The sequence below is a fragment of the Xanthomonas campestris pv. badrii genome (genome assembly GCF_012848175.1).
In the GTDB taxonomy this organism is placed as follows: Bacteria; Pseudomonadota; Gammaproteobacteria; order Xanthomonadales; family Xanthomonadaceae; genus Xanthomonas; species Xanthomonas campestris_C.
On sequence record NZ_CP051651.1, the window covers coordinates 3,435,100 to 3,452,729 of the forward strand.

Sequence of the window (17,630 nt, forward strand, 5' to 3'; positions counted from 1 at the left end):
GGACGAAGCGGCGGCGCTCAACACTCAGGTGCCCGTGCAGGCACGGACCATCGCATCTAACGAAGCTTCCCTACGCCGGTATGAGCCGGATCAGGTTCGAAGGGACTATCTCAACCGCAACGGTGCCGCGGTACCCCCACTTCGGCGGCGATTAAACCACATCGCCAAGACAGGCGGCATGGGCCAATGCAGCCAGGACGTGCGTGCCGCCCAAACGGCCCGCCTCGCAACAGCTGAACGCACCCTGCGCCCCTGACATGCACCGACACCCCACGGCATGCCCCCTGGCTAGCCTGCCCGCATAACGACAAGAAACTGCTCTCTCTCCCTACCGCCGACCTTCGGCGGTTTTTTTTGACCGGCGCTTGCCAGCACCCGCTGCGCTTCGTTATCGTTTTGTGAAACAGGGATGGACAACACGAATGCGCAGGATGCAGTGGTGTGCCTGGATGGTGGCCGTGTCTGTGTGGACCTCGGCCGGTGGCGTGGCAGCGGAGCCGCCGCCCGCGGAGGCGTTCGTGGAGTCCGGCCCGATCTCCTCGCCGTCGATGTCGCCGGACGGCAAGCACCTGGCGGTCAGTGCGGACCTGGGCGACGGCAATTACGCCCTGGTGGTGTATCGCATCGCCGATATGCAATCCACCATCATGCTGCGTCTGCCACGCTACGAACTGCCGGTGCGCATCGCCTGGGTCAGCGACCGACGCCTGGTGATCGGCAAGGGCCGCAAGCTTGGTTCGCTGGAAGAACCGGTGCCGATGGGCGAGATCATTGCCACCGACCTGGATGGCAGTAACCAGCGCTATGTCTACGGCTACCAGCAGAGCACCCGCAATGCCGGGCTGGAGCGCGGCTTCGGCTACATCGAAGGGCTGCCCAGCCGCCGCAATGGCCATTTCTACATGCGGCGCCTGTCGCTGGATTCGCGCCATTCGATGCTCTACGACGTGGATGCGACCACCACCACGCACCGGCTGATCGCCGACATCGATGTGCAGGACCTGCGGTTCGTGCTCGACAGGGACGGCGTGGCGCAATACGCCTATGGCACCGACGACGACAACGCCTCGCTGCTGTTCCGCCGCAACGGGAACGGCTGGACGCCGCTGACGCAGACCCAGGCCAACTGGCGCCCGTTCACCTTTGCCGACCAGCCCGGGCGTGTCTACGGCTGGTACAGCGAAGCCGGTGGCCCGGCGGCCCTGGTGTCCAGCGATCCGGACGGCCAGCAGCGCAGCGTCCTGGCGTCGGATCCGTTCTACGACGTCGACGACCTGCAATGGGGGCCGGTCCCCGCCGCACCGTTCGCTGCACGGCTCGGGCCAGGTCAACCGGCACTGCGCTACTTTGCGCAGGACGATGCCCAGGCCCAGCTGCATCGCAGCCTCAGCCAGACGCTGGCCGGCCAGTACGTGGACTTCGTCAACTTCACCGAGGATGGCAGTTCCTTGCTGCTGAAGGCCTACAGCGACCGCGACGCCGGCGCCTGGTACATCTTCGACCGCCCGACCAATACGCTCAAACTGGTCATCAAGGCCCGCAAGGCCCTGCCGGCGGCCCAGATGAGCGAGCGACGCATGCTGCGCTTCCAGGCCCGCGACGGCCTGGCCCTGGATGGCGTGCTGACCGTCCCTGCCGCTGCCGCCAAGGGCGTGGCGCTGCCAATGATCCTGCTTCCGCACGGCGGACCGCATGCCGATGGCGACGGCTGGGCATTCGATACCGATGCGCAGTTCCTGGCCAGCCGCGGCTATCTGGTGCTGCAGGTCAACTACCGCGGCGGGCAGGGACGCGGACCCAACTTCGAGCGTGCCGGCTACCGCCAGTGGGGCGAACGCATCCAGGACGATCTGGTCGACGGCGTGCGCTGGGCGATCGCCCAGGGGCTGGCCGATCCGGCGCGCATCTGCAGCTACGGGGCCAGTTTCGGTGCGTACGCGGCGATGATGGTGCAGGTCAAGGCACCGGAGATGTTCCGCTGCGCGGTGGGCATGGCCGGCATCTACGATCTGCAGATGATGTACAGCAAGGGCGACATCAATCGCAGCGACTACGGCCTGAATTACCTGGAGCGTGCGATCGGCCGCGACCCTGCCGATCTGGCGGCGCACTCACCGGTGGCGCTTGCCGAACGCATCAAGGCGCCGGTGCTGCTAGTCCATGGCGAAGAAGACGAGCGTGCGCCCTTTGCGCAGGCCAAGAGCCTGCGCGCGGCACTCACCCGCAGCGGCAATGCGCCGCAGTGGATGGCCGTCCCCAAGGAGGGCCACGGGTTCTACAAGGAGGACAATCAGGTGGCCTTCTATCGCACGCTCGAGCAGTTCCTCGCCAGCCACCTGGGCAACCCGGCAGCTGTCGCCGGTGCCTCGCCGGCGCCTGCCGCGCCGCAGTAAGTGCGGCGCCTGATTACTCCAGGGTGTACCCCACCCGCAGGCCGCCCCAGTGCTTGCGGCCGACGAAGATCGGTGCGGACAGATCGAACATGATCTGGCCGGTGTCGCGGCGGTACACCTGCAGCCGATACGGATCGGTGTGTGCGCCGACGCTGCGGCCCACGCGGTCGGTGAACTTGCGCTTGGTGCGGTTGCCGACCAGGTCGCGCTTGGCATCGCCGGTCAATGGCTGGGTGAAGCGCAGGTTGTGGGTGGGCACGTAGCCGTCGGGATTGGCGCAGATCGCAAACACGATCCACGGATGCGCTTCCAGCAGCGGCTCCTGCAGCGGCGGAAGCAGCTGATCGCAGACCGCGTCGAAGTCGGTGCTGAACTTGGCCGGCTCCACGCCAGGGATCGGGGTATAGGTGCGTGCAAACAGCGAAACTTCGTCGATCTGGCCCCGTGCAATCGCCTGCGCCAACGCCTCGCCGATCTTGCCCGCCGTGGCGACGGCGAGTTCCTTGACGCGGGCATGCCGCGGCACCTGCAATGGGTCGGCCGGCAACCGGAACAGGCCCACGCAGTCGCGCAGGATTTCGGTGCCGCGCTCCAGGGCTTCGCTGCGCTCGGCCACGTGTGCGGCGTGCTGCAGATTGCTCCGACCCAGCGCGACCACGCCATCGACCGCATGCTCGATGCCGCGAATCTCTCCGTCCTGCGCCTGGATGCGCCCGGCCACCGTGGTCATCGCGGCACTGGCCTGGCCGAGCACGCGGGTAATGCCATCCAGCACGGCTTCGGTGCCGCGCGCGGAGGCCGCACCCTCGCCTACCGCGGCGCTGGTTTCGGCCAGGATCGCGCGTACGTCGCGGGCGGCGGCGGCGGCACGTTCGGCCAGACGGCGGATCTCGGTGGCGACCACCGCGAAACCGCGCCCGGCATCGCCGGCATGCGCCGCTTCGATGCTGGCATTGATCGACAGAATATTGGTCTGGAACGCCACCGAGTCGATGACCTCGATGACCTCGCCGGCACGTGCCGCCCGGCGTTCCACCTCGTGCATGGCCTGGCCCAGCGCATGCGCCGCGGCCACGCCCTGGCGTGCGCTGTCGTCGGCGCTGGCGGCCAGCGCAATCACCTGCGCCAGATCGGCATTGACGTCCTGCAGGCTGGACGAGAGCCGCTCCACGGCGGTGCGCGCGCCATCCAGGGCGTCGGTCTGCGCCTGCGACTGACGCACCATCTCATCGTTCTCGGCCACCAGTGGCGGCACCTCGGCGGCGATCTGCACCGACAAGGCCACGGCCTGGCGAATGGCCTCGGCCAGATTGCCGAAGCCAGCCTGCAGCCGGCGCCCCATCTCGGTGTCCGCCAACCCGGGCGGCAACAGCAAGTCCAGTTCGCAGCCGGCCAGCGCCTGCGCGGTGCGCTCCAGCACCGTGCGGTCTTCATGCTCGGCCTGCAGGCGCGCGACCAGCGGCTGCAACAGCGGCGAGATCGGCACCGGGAGGCTGTCTTCGGCCAGACGCGTGGCCTCGCGCAGCAAAATCGCGGTTTCCACATGCGGCAGCGACAGCATCCAGCCACCATGCGCGCGGTCGCGCAGATAGCGCACACGCCGGGCCGGGTCGTCGCCTGGCGCGGCCCACACGCCTTCCTCGCCCACAAGGTCGGCCACACTCAATCCCCACAGCACGCTGGCCGGCGCGCCGATCAGATCGCCGGCGGTCGTGCCCAGCACATCCAGGCCGGCGCGATTGCACGCCAGCACGCAGGCGTCGGCAGACAGGCGCAGCAAGGCCACCGGTGCATCGGGAAGCAGGCCCGCCTGGGTCTGCGACGGCGAATCGGGCTGTTGCATCGAGCTCATGGGGAATTCCTGATCCATCGCTATCGTTAGCGGCGCGTGGCGGCTGGAGTTGAGCGGCAGGCTCGACCGTGGCGATCTGCTCAGTAGCCGGCCGCCTGCCCGTCCTTGCGGCTTTCCGAGGCACCGTAATAGACGCCGCTGGCCGCATCGCGCGCGATCGCCTGGTAGCCGCCGTACGGGCCGTCGGCAAAGATCACCCGGTGCCCCTTGCGCATCAGCGCGCGGATGGTGTCGTAGGAGAAGCCGGTTTCCAGATTGACCTCGCCGCCATCGCTCATCGCGGTGGCCTGGCCGGTGGGCTCGGTGGAGCCTTCATGCTGGATGCGCGGCGCGTCGCCGGCCTCCTGCAGGTTCATGTGGAAGTCCACCAGGTTCATCACGATCTGCACGTGGCCCTGCGGCTGCATCGCCCCACCCATCACGCCGAAGCTCAGCCACGGCTTGCCATCCTTGGTGACGAAGGCCGGGATGATGGTCTGGAACGGCCGCTTGCCCGGCGCATAGCCGTTGGGGTGGTCCTTCTTCAGCACGAACATCTCGCCGCGGTCCTGCAGGATGAAGCCCAGCCCCGGCGGGGCCATGCCGCTACCCATACCGCGGTAATTGGACTGGATCAACGACACCATCATGCCGTCGGCATCGGCCACGGTCATGTAGATAGTGTCGCCTTCTTCCAGCTGCTTGGGCGTGCCCGGCTGCACTTCCTTGAGCGCCTTGTCCATGGAGATCAGCGCGCGACGCTGCGCGGCGTAGTCCTTGGAAATCAGCCTGGCCAGCGGCGCCGGCTGGAACGCCGGGTCGGCATAGAAGCGCGCGCGGTCGGCGAAGGCCAACTTCTTGGCTTCGGTGAACAGGTGCACGTGCTCGGCCGAGCCGAACGGAATCTTGGAGAAATCGTAGCCTTCCAGGATGTTGAGCATCTGCAGCGCAGCAATACCCTGGCTGTTGGGCGGCAACTCCCACACGTCAACGCCGCGGTAATTGGTGCTGACCGGCTCCACCCACTCACCCTGGTGGCTGGCCATGTCTTCATAGCTGAGATACCCGCCATTGGCCTTGAAGTAGGCGCCAATGGTGCGCGCGATCTCGCCCTTGTAGAACGCATCGCGGCCGCCGTCGGCGATCTGCTGCAGCGTGTTGGCCAGGTTCGGGTTCTTCCACAGCTCGCCCTTGCGCGGGGCGTGCCCGTCGATGGTGAACTGTTCCTTGAAGCCGGGGTACTGCGACAGCCGCGGCACCGAGCGGTCCCAGTAGTAGGCAATGGTTTCGGCCACCGGATGGCCCTCGCGCGCGTAGCGGATCGCCGGCGCCAGGTTCTGCGCCATCGGCTTGCGGCCGAAGCGCTCATGCAACGCAAACCAGCCATCCACCGCACCCGGCACCGACACCGGCAGCGGGCCGGTCGGCGGAATGTCCTTCAGCCCACGGCGCTGGAACTCGGCCAGGGTCAGCGACTTCGGCGAGCGGCCCGAGCCGTTGTAGCCATAGAGTTTGCTGGTCTTGGGGTCCCACACGATGGCGAAAAGATCCCCACCCACCCCGTTGCCGGTCGGCTCCATCAGGCCCAGCGCTGCATTGGCGGCAATCGCCGCATCCACCGCCGACCCGCCGTTTTTCATCACATCCAGCGCGATCTGCGTGGCCAGGGGCTGCGAGGTAGCAGCCATGGCATGCGGCGCGATGACTTCCGAGCGGGTGGCGAACGGCTGCCCGGTGATGCGGTCGGCGGCGCCGAGGGGCGGCGCGAGCAGCGCCAGAGCAGACACCAACAAGACAGGTACGCGACGCATGTGCAGGCAACTCCCCAAGACACGACAGTGGACGTTCCACCATACCAGCGGCCCGGAGGCACAGCACCTGATCAACAGCGCGAGTTGCGATAAACCCGCGCAGTTGGTGACCCAGGTCGGCTCCGTAGGCCAACTGACGATGCAGTTTCAGCGGTAACCATGCTGCTGCCATGCGGCTTCGCACGGCGCGCGCAGCAGGCCCACCGATGTTTCACCCGCAAGGGTTGACACCTCACCGGCGGCGATGGTTATCTCAACCCCATGCCGCACCGCACCGCCACCTCGAACGCCCTGATGTCCGCGCCGGCCGGCGCGTCGGCAACGTCGCTTCTCGTGCTCGTACTTATTACCTCGCCAACCGGTGCGGGACGGGACTTCGTGTAGGCAACAGGTACACAAGGCTTCGATCAGACCCCGCACCGGCAACGGCGCGGGGTTTCGCGTTTCAGGGACCACCAAAAGTTTCGAATGACATGAACGACACCACGACCACCTCCACACCACGGTCCACCGGCGCCCATCCAGGCGCAGGCGTCAGTGGCTGGCTGCGTCGTGGCACCGCTCATCCCCGCGTTACTCGGCCGGCCAGTGCGCGCACCGCCGGCTAATCCGTTTATCCACTGCCCCTCTCCACTGCCAACCCCGCAAGGATTACTTCATGAGCAACGACACCCAACCGAAAATCGCGATCATCGGCTACGGCAGCCAGGGCCGCGCGCATGCGCTGAACCTGCGCGATTCCGGCTTCGACGTCACCGTTGGCCTGCGCCCCGGTGGCCCGACCGAATCCAAGGCCCAGGCCGACGGCTTCACCGTGGTGGCGCCGTCCGAGGCAGTGAAGAGCGCCGATCTGGTTGCGATCCTGACCCCGGACATGGTGCAGAAGAAGCTCTACGAAGACGTCATCGCGCCAAACATGAAGCAGGGCGCCTGCCTGCTGTTCGCGCATGGCCTGAACGTGCACTTCGACATGATCAAACCGCGCGCCGATCTGGACGTGGTGCTGGTCGCGCCGAAGGGCCCGGGCGCACTGGTGCGTCGCGAGTACGAGATCGGCCGCGGCGTGCCGTGCATCTATGCGGTGTACCAGGACACCAGCGGCAAGGCCGAGCAGTTCGCGCTGACCTATGCCGGCGGCCTGGGCGGCGCGCGTGCCAACATCATCAAGACCACCTTCAAGGAAGAGACCGAGACCGATCTGTTCGGCGAGCAGGCGGTGCTGTGTGGCGGTGCGTCCTCGCTGGTGCAGGCCGGTTTCGAGGTACTGGTGGAAGCCGGTTACCAGCCGGAAATCGCATATTACGAAGTGCTTCACGAATTGAAGTTGATCGTGGACCTGTTCTACGAAGGTGGCATCACCCGCATGCTGGAATTCGTGTCCGAAACCGCGCAATACGGCGATTATGTCAGCGGCCCGCGCGTGATCGACGCCAGCACCAAGGCGCGCATGAAGGATGTGCTGACCGACATCCAGAACGGCACCTTCACCAAGAACTGGGTGGCCGAATACGAAGCAGGTCTGCCGAACTACGCCAAGTTCAAGCAGGCCGATCTGGAGCACCCGATCGAAGAAGTGGGCAAGAAGCTGCGCGCCAAGATGGTATGGCTCAATGGCGAACAGCAGGCCGCTGCCGCACCAGCGAACCAACAAGCGGCGTAACTCGCCGCCGCATCTCCCACCGTTTAACACCGAAGGTCCGCAACGCATGAACACCTCCGCACACAGCACGCCCCGCAATGGCGCGCGCTGGCTGACGCAGGCCCTGGAAGCCGAGGGCGTGGAAACGCTGTTCGGTTATCCGGGCGGCACCATCATGCCGTTCTACGACGCCCTGGTGGATTCCAGGCTCAAGCACATCCTGGTCCGCCACGAGCAGGGCGCCGCCCTGGCCGCCAACGGCTATGCCCGTGCCAGCGGCCGGGTCGGCGTATGCGTGGCCACCTCCGGCCCGGGCGCATCCAACCTGGTCACCGGCATCGCCGATGCGATGCTCGACTCGGTGCCGATGATCTGCCTGACCGGCCAGGTCGCCACGCCGCTGCTGGGCACCGACGCGTTCCAGGAACTGGACGTGTTCGGCATGACCATGCCGATCGTCAAGCACAGCTTCCTGGTGCGCAGCGTGGACCAGTTGCCGGAGATGGTGCGCGAAGCGTTCCGCATTGCACGCGAAGGACGCCCTGGCCCGGTGTTGATCGACCTGCCCAAGGACGTGCAGCTCGCCGATGCCTCGCATCTGCCGGAGCATGTGCCCGCGGCGGTGCTGCCGCCACCGGCACCGGCGGATGCGGACTTGGCCGAGGCACTGGCCGCCATCGCCAGCGCCGAGCGCCCGGTGGTGTATGGCGGTGGCGGGATTGCATTGGCTGGCGCAGTGGAGGCATTCCGGCGCTTCGTCGAGGCCACCGGCATCCCGACCGCGCTGACCTTGCGCGGCCTGGGTGCATTGCCGCATGCGCATCCGGACTACCTGGGCATGCTGGGCATGCACGGCACACGTGCGGCCAACATGGCCATCCAGGAATGCGATCTGCTGGTGGTGGTCGGTGCGCGCTTCGACGACCGTGCCACCGGCAAGCTGAGCGAGTTCGCACCGTTTGCGCGCGTCATCCATCTGGATGCCGACGCGTATGAAATTTCCAAGCTGCGCACTGCCGACATTGCGGTGCCCGGCGATGTGGCTACCAGCCTGAAGGCACTGAGCGCAGCGCGCGCCAACTGCCAGGGCTGGCGCACGCGTTGTTTTGCCAACCGCGAAAAATTCGGCGCGCGTTACGACGCGCCCGGTACCGATATCTACGCCCCGGCGCTGCTCAAGCGCCTGAGCGAAGTGGCCCCGGCCGACACCATCATCGCCTGCGATGTGGGCCAGCATCAGATGTGGGTGGCCCAGCATTGCCGCTTCAACGATCCGCGCAATCACCTCACCAGCGGCGCGCTGGGCACCATGGGCTTCGGCCTGCCGGCGGCGATGGGCGCGCAGTTCGCCTGTCCCGACCGCACTGTGGTGCTGGTCTCCGGCGACGGCAGCTTCATGATGAACGTGCAGGAGCTGGTGACCATCGCGCGCTGCAAGCTGCCGGTGAAGATCGTGCTGCTGGACAACAGCTCGCTGGGCATGGTGCGGCAGTGGCAGGAGCTGTTCTTTGCCGAGCGCTACAGCGAGATCGATCTGTCCGACAACCCGGATTTTGCGGCGCTGGCGCAAGTGTTCGGCATCCCGGCCAAGCGCATCATCGCGCGCGGCGACGTGGACGCGGCACTGGCCGACTTGCTGGCCCAGCCCGGCCCCGGCCTGCTGCATGTGGCCATCGACGCACGCGCCAACGTCTGGCCGCTGGTGCCGCCCAACAACGCCAACAGCACCATGCTGGACAGCAATCCCGCACACGCGGCCAAGGAGACGACACATGCGTTACCGGCTTGATCTGGTGCTGAAGCCGGCCGAAGGCGCCTTGGTGCGCGTGATCGGCATGACCGAGCGACGCGGCTTTCGTCCATGCGCCATCCAGGGTGCTGCCCAACCGGATGGGTCCGGCCGCTGGCACCTGCAGCTGGATGTGGATAGCAGCCGTCCGCCGGAAACGCTGCGCCTGCAACTGGAGAAGGTGTACGACTGCGAATCCGTTGCGATCACCGCACTGGAATCGGTCGAGGCGGCGGCATGAGCATGCAGACCTCGCGCGACCATCAGACTGCCGTCCGGAGGTGTCTTCTTCCGGATCGCCCGCGCGCGTGCCGCAATGCCTGATTCCGGCCGCCCTTCCGCACAGGAGCCAGAGGTAGGCGACGTGGCCGTCAGCGTGGCCGACGTCCTGGCCGCGCAGGCACGCCTGCGCAAGTATCTGTCGCCCACGCCGCTGCACTACGCCGAGCGCTTCGGCGTGTGGTTGAAGCTGGAGAATCTGCAGCGCACCGGCTCCTACAAGGTGCGCGGTGCGTTGAACGCGCTGCTGGCAGGCCTGGAGCGCGGCGACGAGCGCCCGGTGATCTGCGCCTCGGCCGGCAATCATGCGCAAGGCGTCGCGTGGTCGGCCTATCGGCTGGGCGTGCAGGCCATCACGGTGATGCCGCATGGCGCACCGCAGACCAAGATCGCCGGCGTGGCGCACTGGGGCGCCACGGTACGCCAGCATGGCAATAGCTACGACGAAGCATTCGCCTTCGCCCGCGAACTGGCCGACCAGAACGGCTACCGCTTCCTGTCCGCCTTCGACGACCCGGACGTGATCGCCGGCCAGGGCACGGTCGGCATCGAGCTGGCGGCGCATGCACCGGACGTGGTGATCGTGCCGATCGGCGGCGGCGGCCTGGCCTCCGGTGTGGCGCTTGCGCTGAAGTCGCAGGGCGTGCGGGTGGTGGGCGCGCAAGTGGAAGGCGTGGACTCCATGGCGCGCGCCGTGCGCGGCGATGTGCGCGAGATCGCGCCCGTTGCCACGCTCGCCGACGGCGTCAAGGTCAAGATTCCCGGCTTCCTCACCCGCCGCCTGTGCGCGAGCCTGCTGGACGATGTGGTCATCGTGCGCGAGGCCGAATTGCGCGAAACACTGGTGCGGCTGGCACTGGAGGAACACGTCATTGCCGAGGGCGCCGGTGCCCTCGCCCTGGCCGCTGGTCGCCGCGTTGCGGGCAAACGCAAATGTGCGGTGGTCTCTGGCGGTAATATCGACGCAACCGTGTTGGCCACACTCTTGTCCGAAGTGCGGCCGCGTCCGCCACGCAAGCCGCGCCGCCGCAATACCGAGCGGCTGCGCAACGAACGCAGTGCCAAGCCACCACCCGATACACCAGTTCTTTCCCGCCCATCCGCAGTCGCTTCAACGCCTGTCACCGCCATCGCCGTAGAGGAGTCTTCCTGGTGAACACGACCGTATCCAACCAGACCCCGCGTATCCGAATTTTCGACACCACCCTGCGCGACGGCGAGCAATCCCCCGGCTGCAGCATGACGCCCCAGCAAAAGCTGGTGATGGCGCGCGCGCTGGATGAGCTCGGCGTGGACATCATCGAAACCGGCTTCCCGGCCAGCTCGCACTCCGACCGCGAAGCGGTCGCCATGATGGGACGCGAGTTGCGCCGTCCCACGTTGGCAGTGCTGTCGCGCTGCCTGCAGGCCGATATCGAGACCTCGGCCAAGGCGCTGGAATCGGTGGCCAATCCGCGGTTGCACGTCTTCCTGTCCACCAGCCCGCTGCATCGCGAGCACAAGCTGCGCATGAGCCGTGAACAGGTACTGGAATCGGTGCACAAGCACGTGACCCTGGCGCGCGGCTATATCGACGACATCGAATTCTCCGCCGAAGATGCGACCCGGACCGAGGAAGATTTCCTGGCCGAGGTCACGCGCGTGGCGATCGCCGCCGGTGCCACCACGATCAACCTGCCCGACACGGTGGGCTTCACCACCCCGGAAGAGATCCGCGGCATGTTCTCGCGCCTGATCGCCAGCGTCGAGGGTGCCGAGAAAGTGATCTTCAGCGCGCACTGCCACAACGATCTGGGCCTGGCAGTGGCCAACTCGCTGGCGGCCATCGAAGGCGGTGCACGCCAGGTGGAATGCACCATCAACGGCATCGGCGAGCGCGCCGGCAATTGCGCGCTGGAAGAGATCACCATGGCACTGAAGGTGCGTGGTGCGTTCTACAACATCGATTCGGCGATCAACACGCCACGCATCGTTTCCACCTCGCAGTTGTTGCAGCGCCTGGTCGGCATGCCGGTGCAGCGCAACAAGGCGGTGGTCGGCGGCAACGCGTTCGCGCACGAATCGGGCATTCACCAGCACGGCATGCTGCGCCACCGCGGCACCTACGAAATCATGCGCCCGGAAGATGTGGGCTGGGAGTCGTCGCAGATGGTGCTGGGCCGCCACAGCGGCCGCGCCGCGGTCGAGCAGCGCCTGCGTGCACTGGGCTACCTGCTGGAGGAAGAAGAGGTCAAGCTGGTCTTCGAGCAGTTCAAGGCGCTGTGCGAGAAGCAGCGCGTGGTCACCGATGCGGATCTGCAGGCGTTGATGCAGGACGCCACCGTGCAGGAAGGCTATCGCCTGGCCTCGATGACCATCAGCGATGTGGGCAGCCGCGCCAACGCGTTGGTGGAGCTGTCCGATCCGGAAGGCAACCGTGTGGCTGAAACCGCGCAAGGCAACGGCCCGGTCGATGCCCTGTTCGGTGCGCTGGCCTCGGCCACCGGCGTGAAGCTGGAGCTGGACAGCTACCAGGTGCACAGCGTGGGCATCGGCGCGGACGCACGCGGCGAAGCCAGCCTGAGCGTGCGCCACGATGGCGTGGAATACGAAGGCACCGGTACCAGCAAGGACATCATCGAAGCCAGCGCACTGGCATGGCTGGATGTGGCAAACCGGTTGCTGCGCCAGCGCGAGCGCGGCGTGGTTGCCGGCAGGACGGCGGCGGTGGCGTAACACAGGCGCTCCGCTGGACGATGCAACCCTGACGGCCGGCAGAGTGATCTGCTGGCCGTTTTGGCGTTTGTTGCTGCACTTTTGCAGGCGCGTGAATTTGCTGCCGGCGCCTGTGGGTATACGTATGCTGGAAACGGCGCTGCGCCAAGGACCAGCCTGGCGGGAGACGTCTGCGGGTTATGTACGAATACGTCGGTCTGTGGAGGCGCTTGCATTCGTACCGACATCGGGCACAGACCTCGCATTCGAGGTCTTGCGGCCTTGCGGGAATGCTTCGGTTTGCTGCGGGCACTTGCACGCGTACCGGCGTGGGACACGCCGCAAGTACGTCCATGTAGGCTCTGGCGCGGCATCCATGCCGCTCAAGGTCCCACGCCGGCACGCGCGCAAGCACCACCGGTTGTTGTCGGCTGCTGAAACAAATGCGAAGAGCCTGGTGGTCTACACATCTTTCGCGTCATCATCGCTGGCGACATGACGGTAGATGGATAGCTTGCCGATCACATCGGCCACGCAGTCCTCAGGCATCAACACCTGCTTGAAGCATTGCTTGCCGATCAGCGATAGCAATCTTGAGAGCGCGGTGTCGCGTCCGGGGGCGGGACCGTGTGGCGGCATGGATGCCGCCACCGAGCCTCCAGGGACGGATTCACGGCGTGTCCCGACACCGGACGCGGCGCCGCGCCACCGAACGCCCCTGCGTGCCGACCAGTCCTGCGCACGACATCCGCCGATTTCATGCCAGCACCCCGGTCGAGTGATCTGATCAAGAATCGGTCAACCAAACGAAAGCGGCTACCGTCAAAAGAACGATAGCCACCAGCACAGCTACAACGCGTCGGGGAAGCAAGCGCTGTTACAGCGCGGCCATCACCGCATCGCCCATTGCCACCGTGCCAACCTTGGTCGTGCCTTCCGACCAGATGTCGGCAGTGCGCAGGCCCTGATCGAGCACCTTGCCGACTGCACGCTCGATTGCATCGGCTGCAGCAGACTGCGCAAACGTGTAGCGCAGCATCATCGCCACCGACAGGATGGTGGCCAGCGGATTGGCAATGCCCTTGCCGGCGATATCCGGCGCCGAGCCATGGCACGGCTCGTACATGCCCTTGCTGTTGGCATCCAGCGAGGCCGACGGCAGCATGCCGATCGATCCGGTGAGCATCGAGGCCTGGTCGGACAGGATGTCGCCGAACATGTTGTCGGTCACGATCACGTCGAACTGCTTGGGGGCGCGCACCAGCTGCATCGCTGCGTTGTCCACGTACATATGCGATAGCGCGATATCCGGATAGTCCTTGGCCACCTCTTCCACCACCGCGCGCCACAGCTGGCTCGATGCCAGCACGTTGGCCTTGTCGACCGAGCACAGCTTCCTGCCGCGCAGGCGCGCCATCTCGAAGCCGGCCTTGGCGATACGGCGGATCTCGCTTTCGCTATACGGCAAGGTGTCGTAGGCCTGGCGCTCGCCGTTGTCCAGGGTGCGATTGCCGCGTGGCTGGCCGAAGTAGATGCCGCCGGTCAGCTCGCGCAGGATCAGCAGATCCAGACCCGAAACCACCTCCGGTTTGAGCGTGGATGCCTCGGCCAGTTGTGGATACAGCAAGGCCGGGCGCAGGTTGGCGAACAATCCCAGCTGCGAGCGGATCTTGAGCAGGCCGCGCTCCGGGCGCAGTGCCGGGTCGATGGTGTCCCACTGCGGGCCACCCACCGCGCCCAGCAGCACCGCATCGGCGGCACGCGCACGCTCCAGCGTTTCATCGGCCAGCGGGCTGCCGTATTTGTCGTAGGCGGCACCGCCGAGTTCGTCATACACCAGGCTGTAGCCAAGACCGTGCTGCGCGTCGATCCGCGTCAGCACCTTGACCGCTTCGGCCATGATTTCCGGGCCGATGCCGTCACCGGGAAGAATCAGAATCTGCTTGCTCATGCAATCCTCGTGGAAGGGCGCTAGCGCGCCTGGTGTTTCGATGTGCTGCGGTCTTCAATGCGTAAACATTACTGCAACGCGCCGAACAGCCACGGCTGCCGCACGCGATGGGCTTGCTCGAACCGACCGATCGCATCGGCGTCCTGCAAGGTCAGGCCGATGTCGTCCAGGCCGTTGAGCAGGCAGTGCTTGCGGAATGCATCGACCTCGAAGGCGTACTCCACGCCATCGGGCCGGCGCACGCGCTGCGCGTCCAGATCCACGGTGAGTTGGTAGCCTTCGATGGCCAGGCACTGCTCGAACAGCGCATCCACGTCTGCTTCGGCCAGCACGATCGGCAGCAGGCCGTTCTTGAAGCTGTTGTTGTAGAAGATGTCGGCAAAACTCGGCGCGATCACGGCGCGGAATCCGTACTCGTCCAGCGCCCACGGCGCATGTTCGCGCGAGGAGCCGCAGCCGAAGTTCTCGCGTGCCAGCAGCACGCTGGCACCCTGATAGCGCGGGAAATTGAGCACGAACTCTGGATTGAGCGGTCGCGTGCCGTTATCGCGCCCCGGCTCGCCGATATCCAGATAACGCCATTCGTCGAACAGGTTCGGCCCGAAGCCGGTGCGTTTGATCGACTTCAGGAACTGCTTGGGAATGATCTGGTCGGTATCGACATTGGCGCGATCCAGCGGTGCCACCAGTCCGGTATGTTGGGTGAAAGGAGTCATTGGGAGAGGCCGGGAATGGGGAATGGGGAGTCGGGAATGGGCAGAGCGGGAAGCAGGACGTTGCGATTCCCTATTCCCGATTCTCGATTCCCTGGAGGTCACGCACATCGACAAAATGCCCGCTCACCGCCGCCGCGGCAGCCATTGCCGGGCTGACCAGGTGGGTGCGGCCACCGGCGCCCTGGCGGCCTTCGAAGTTGCGGTTGGAGGTGGACGCGCAATGTTCGCCGCTGCCCAGCTTGTCCGGGTTCATGGCCAGGCACATCGAACAGCCGGGCTCGCGCCATTCGAAGCCGGCGTCCAGGAACACCTTGTCCAGGCCTTCGGCTTCGGCCTGTGCCTTGACCAGGCCCGAGCCGGGGACGACCAGCGCCTGCTTGATGGTGGAGGCCACCTTGCGGCCCTTGGCCACTGCGGCGGCCGCGCGCAGGTCTTCGATACGCGAGTTGGTGCACGAGCCGATGAACACGCGATCCAGACGGATCTCGGTGATCGGCTGGTTGGCCCGCAAGCCCATGTACTTGAGCGCGCGTTCGATCGAATCGCGCTTGGTCGGGTCCTGCTCGACTGCCGGGTCCGGCACGCGCTGGTCCACCGCCAGCACCATCTCCGGCGAGGTACCCCAGCTGACCTGCGGCTTGATGTCTTCGGCACGCAACTCCACCACGGTGTCGAAGTGCGCGTCCGGATCGGAGACCAGCGTGCTCCATAGCGCCACCGCCGCTTCCCAGTCGGCGCCCTTGGGCGCGAACGGACGGCCCTGCACGTAGGCAATGGTCTTTTCGTCCACCGCCACCATGCCCACGCGCGCACCGGCCTCGATGGACATGTTGCAGATGGTCATGCGGCCTTCCATCGACAGCGCGCGGATCGCGCTGCCGGCAAATTCCAATGCATGGCCGTTGCCGCCGGCAGTGCCGATCCTGCCGATCACCGCCAGCACGATGTCCTTGGCAGTCACGCCGAACGGTAACGTGCCTTCGACACGTACCTGCAGGTTCTTCATCTTCTTGGCGATCAGGCATTGCGTGGCGAGCACATGCTCGACCTCGGAGGTGCCGATGCCGTGCGCCAGCGCGCCGAATGCGCCGTGCGTGGAGGTGTGCGAATCGCCGCAGACCACCGTCATGCCCGGCAGCGTGGCGCCCTGCTCGGGGCCGACCACGTGCACGATGCCCTGGCGGGTGTCGTTCATCTTGAACTCCAAGATGCCGAAATCGTCGCAGTTCTCGTCCAGCGTCTGCACCTGCAGGCGCGAGACTTCGTCGGAGATCGACTCCAACCCGCCCTGGCGCTCGGCACGGGTGGTGGGCACGTTGTGGTCGGGGGTGGCGATGTTGGCATCGATGCGCCACGGCGTGCGCCCGGCCAGGCGCAGACCCTCGAAGGCTTGCGGCGAGGTGACTTCATGCAGGATGTGGCGGTCGATGTAGATCAGCGACGAGCCGTCGTCACGGCGGGCGACCTCGTGCATTTCCCACAATTTGTCGTACAGCGTCTTGGCGGTCATCGCGGCGATCCGAAAGCGGGTGGCGGAGGGTGGGTGCGCCCACCTGGCTGTTTTCGATGCTAGGAGCTTGCCATGGATAACGCAAATTCATATTGTTTATTCAGCAAATGAATTTCAGGAATAGCAATGGATCTCGCCAGTCTCAATGCTTTCGTGGCCATTGCCGAGAGCGGCAGCTTTTCTGCGGCCGGCGAGGCCTTGCATCTGACCCAGCCGGCGGTGAGCAAGCGCATCGCCTTGCTGGAGGGGCAACTGTCCGCGCGGCTGTTCGATCGCCTGGGCCGCCAGGTGGTGCTGACCGAAGCCGGGCAGGCCTTGCTGCCGCGCGCCCAACGCATCCTTGCCGAACTGGAAGACACCCGCCGCGTCCTGGAACACCTGGGCGCGGCGGTCGGCGGACGGCTCAGCCTGGCCACCAGCCACCATGTCGGCCTGCATCGGCTTCCTGCGTTGCTACGCAACTTCGCCACGCAGCACCCACAGGCGGCGCTGGAGATCCAGTTCCTGGACTCGGAACTGGCCTACGCGGCAGTGCTGCGTGGCGAGGTGGAACTGGCGGTGACCACGCTGGCGCCGCAGACGCGTGCGCCGCTGCGCGCGCAGCCGATCTGGCACGACCGCCTGCAGTTCGTGGTGGCGCCGGATCACCCATTGGCCGCCCTGCGCGAGGTGGCGCTGGAGGATGTGGTGGCGCATCCGGCGGTGCTGCCGGACCCGGGCACCTTCACCCACCGCATCGTGGCCGGGCTGTTCGCCGAGCGCGGTCTGGTGCCGCAGCTGCGCATGACCACCAACTACCTGGAGACGATCAAGATGCTGGTGTCGGTGGGGCTGGCCTGGAGCGTGCTGCCCGAGCGCATGATCGACCATCAGATCGTGGCGCTGCCGCTGGCCGATGTCGCGCTCGCGCGCGAGCTGGGCTGCGTGACGCATGGCGGGCGTACCTTGTCGCGTGCCGCGCAAGCGTTCGTTGCGTTGCTGCAGGCGCAGGCGGAGCGGCCGTGACACGGTCGAGGT

The 17,630-nt window shown here is 66.2% G+C and carries 13 protein-coding genes and 1 riboswitch; of the genes, 7 read left to right on the forward strand and 6 right to left on the reverse strand.

Features of this window, described 5'->3' with window-relative positions; genetic code table 11:
* Positions 1-49: 49 nt before the first annotated feature.
* A riboswitch (TPP riboswitch) is annotated at positions 50-148 on the reverse strand.
* A 274-nt stretch (positions 149-422) separates the two neighbouring features.
* Positions 423-2,393: an alpha/beta hydrolase family protein gene (locus tag HG421_RS14470; protein WP_169706966.1), complete on the forward strand. Its 1,971-nt coding sequence runs from the start codon at positions 423-425 to the stop codon at positions 2,391-2,393.
* Positions 2,394-2,406: 13 nt separating this feature from the next.
* Here the strand turns inward: HG421_RS14470 and HG421_RS14475 are convergent, their stop codons facing one another.
* On the reverse strand, positions 2,407-4,263 hold the full coding sequence (locus HG421_RS14475; protein WP_211161731.1) for a methyl-accepting chemotaxis protein: 1,857 nt from the start codon (positions 4,261-4,263) through the stop codon (positions 2,407-2,409).
* A gap of 62 nt (positions 4,264-4,325) precedes the next feature.
* Complete coding sequence (ggt, locus tag HG421_RS14480; protein WP_169706968.1) at positions 4,326-6,035, reverse strand: gamma-glutamyltransferase; 1,710 nt, start codon at positions 6,033-6,035, stop codon at positions 4,326-4,328.
* 658 nt (positions 6,036-6,693) lie between these two features.
* Between ggt and ilvC the strand changes: the two genes are divergently transcribed.
* The 5 genes from ilvC to HG421_RS14505 all read left to right on the forward strand — a co-directional run bounded on the left by ilvC (position 6,694) and on the right by HG421_RS14505 (position 12,457).
* Positions 6,694-7,695 carry a ketol-acid reductoisomerase gene (gene ilvC, locus HG421_RS14485; protein WP_169706969.1) on the forward strand — a complete coding sequence of 334 codons (1,002 nt, stop codon included), beginning with the start codon at positions 6,694-6,696 and terminating at the stop codon, positions 7,693-7,695.
* A gap of 46 nt (positions 7,696-7,741) precedes the next feature.
* Positions 7,742-9,463, forward strand: coding sequence for an acetolactate synthase 2 catalytic subunit (gene ilvG, locus HG421_RS14490; RefSeq protein WP_169706970.1), 1,722 nt, complete (start codon positions 7,742-7,744; stop codon positions 9,461-9,463).
* A complete protein-coding gene (locus tag HG421_RS14495; protein WP_064510438.1) occupies positions 9,447-9,704 on the forward strand; it encodes an ACT domain-containing protein in 258 nt (85 codons plus the stop codon). Before ilvG ends, HG421_RS14495 begins: the two co-directional genes overlap by 17 nt.
* Before the next feature lie 123 nt (positions 9,705-9,827).
* Positions 9,828-10,898, forward strand: a complete 1,071-nt coding sequence (locus HG421_RS14500) for a threonine dehydratase (RefSeq protein ID WP_248279511.1) — start codon at positions 9,828-9,830, stop codon at positions 10,896-10,898.
* Positions 10,895-12,457 (forward strand): 2-isopropylmalate synthase, encoded by a 1,563-nt coding sequence (locus HG421_RS14505; protein WP_169706972.1) that lies wholly within the window; start codon positions 10,895-10,897, stop codon positions 12,455-12,457. Before HG421_RS14500 ends, HG421_RS14505 begins: the two co-directional genes overlap by 4 nt.
* A gap of 441 nt (positions 12,458-12,898) precedes the next feature.
* On the opposite strand, the gene HG421_RS14510 is transcribed toward HG421_RS14505, so the two are convergent.
* The 4 genes from HG421_RS14510 to leuC all read right to left on the reverse strand — a co-directional run bounded on the left by HG421_RS14510 (position 12,899) and on the right by leuC (position 16,613).
* Positions 12,899-13,087: a hypothetical protein gene (locus HG421_RS14510; RefSeq protein WP_169706973.1), complete on the reverse strand. Its 189-nt coding sequence runs from the start codon at positions 13,085-13,087 to the stop codon at positions 12,899-12,901.
* A 226-nt stretch (positions 13,088-13,313) separates the two neighbouring features.
* Positions 13,314-14,387, reverse strand: coding sequence for a 3-isopropylmalate dehydrogenase (gene leuB / locus HG421_RS14515; RefSeq protein ID WP_169706974.1), 1,074 nt, complete (start codon positions 14,385-14,387; stop codon positions 13,314-13,316).
* 68 nt (positions 14,388-14,455) lie between these two features.
* Complete coding sequence (gene leuD / locus HG421_RS14520; protein WP_169706975.1) at positions 14,456-15,103, reverse strand: 3-isopropylmalate dehydratase small subunit; 648 nt, start codon at positions 15,101-15,103, stop codon at positions 14,456-14,458.
* Between the two features lie 70 nt (positions 15,104-15,173).
* Entirely contained in the window at positions 15,174-16,613 is a 1,440-nt protein-coding gene (leuC, locus tag HG421_RS14525; protein WP_169706976.1) for a 3-isopropylmalate dehydratase large subunit, read from the reverse strand.
* Positions 16,614-16,739: 126 nt separating this feature from the next.
* Between leuC and HG421_RS14530 the strand changes: the two genes are divergently transcribed.
* Positions 16,740-17,618, forward strand: a complete 879-nt coding sequence (locus tag HG421_RS14530) for a LysR family transcriptional regulator (RefSeq protein ID WP_169706977.1) — start codon at positions 16,740-16,742, stop codon at positions 17,616-17,618.
* The last annotated feature ends 12 nt before the right edge of the window (positions 17,619-17,630 follow it).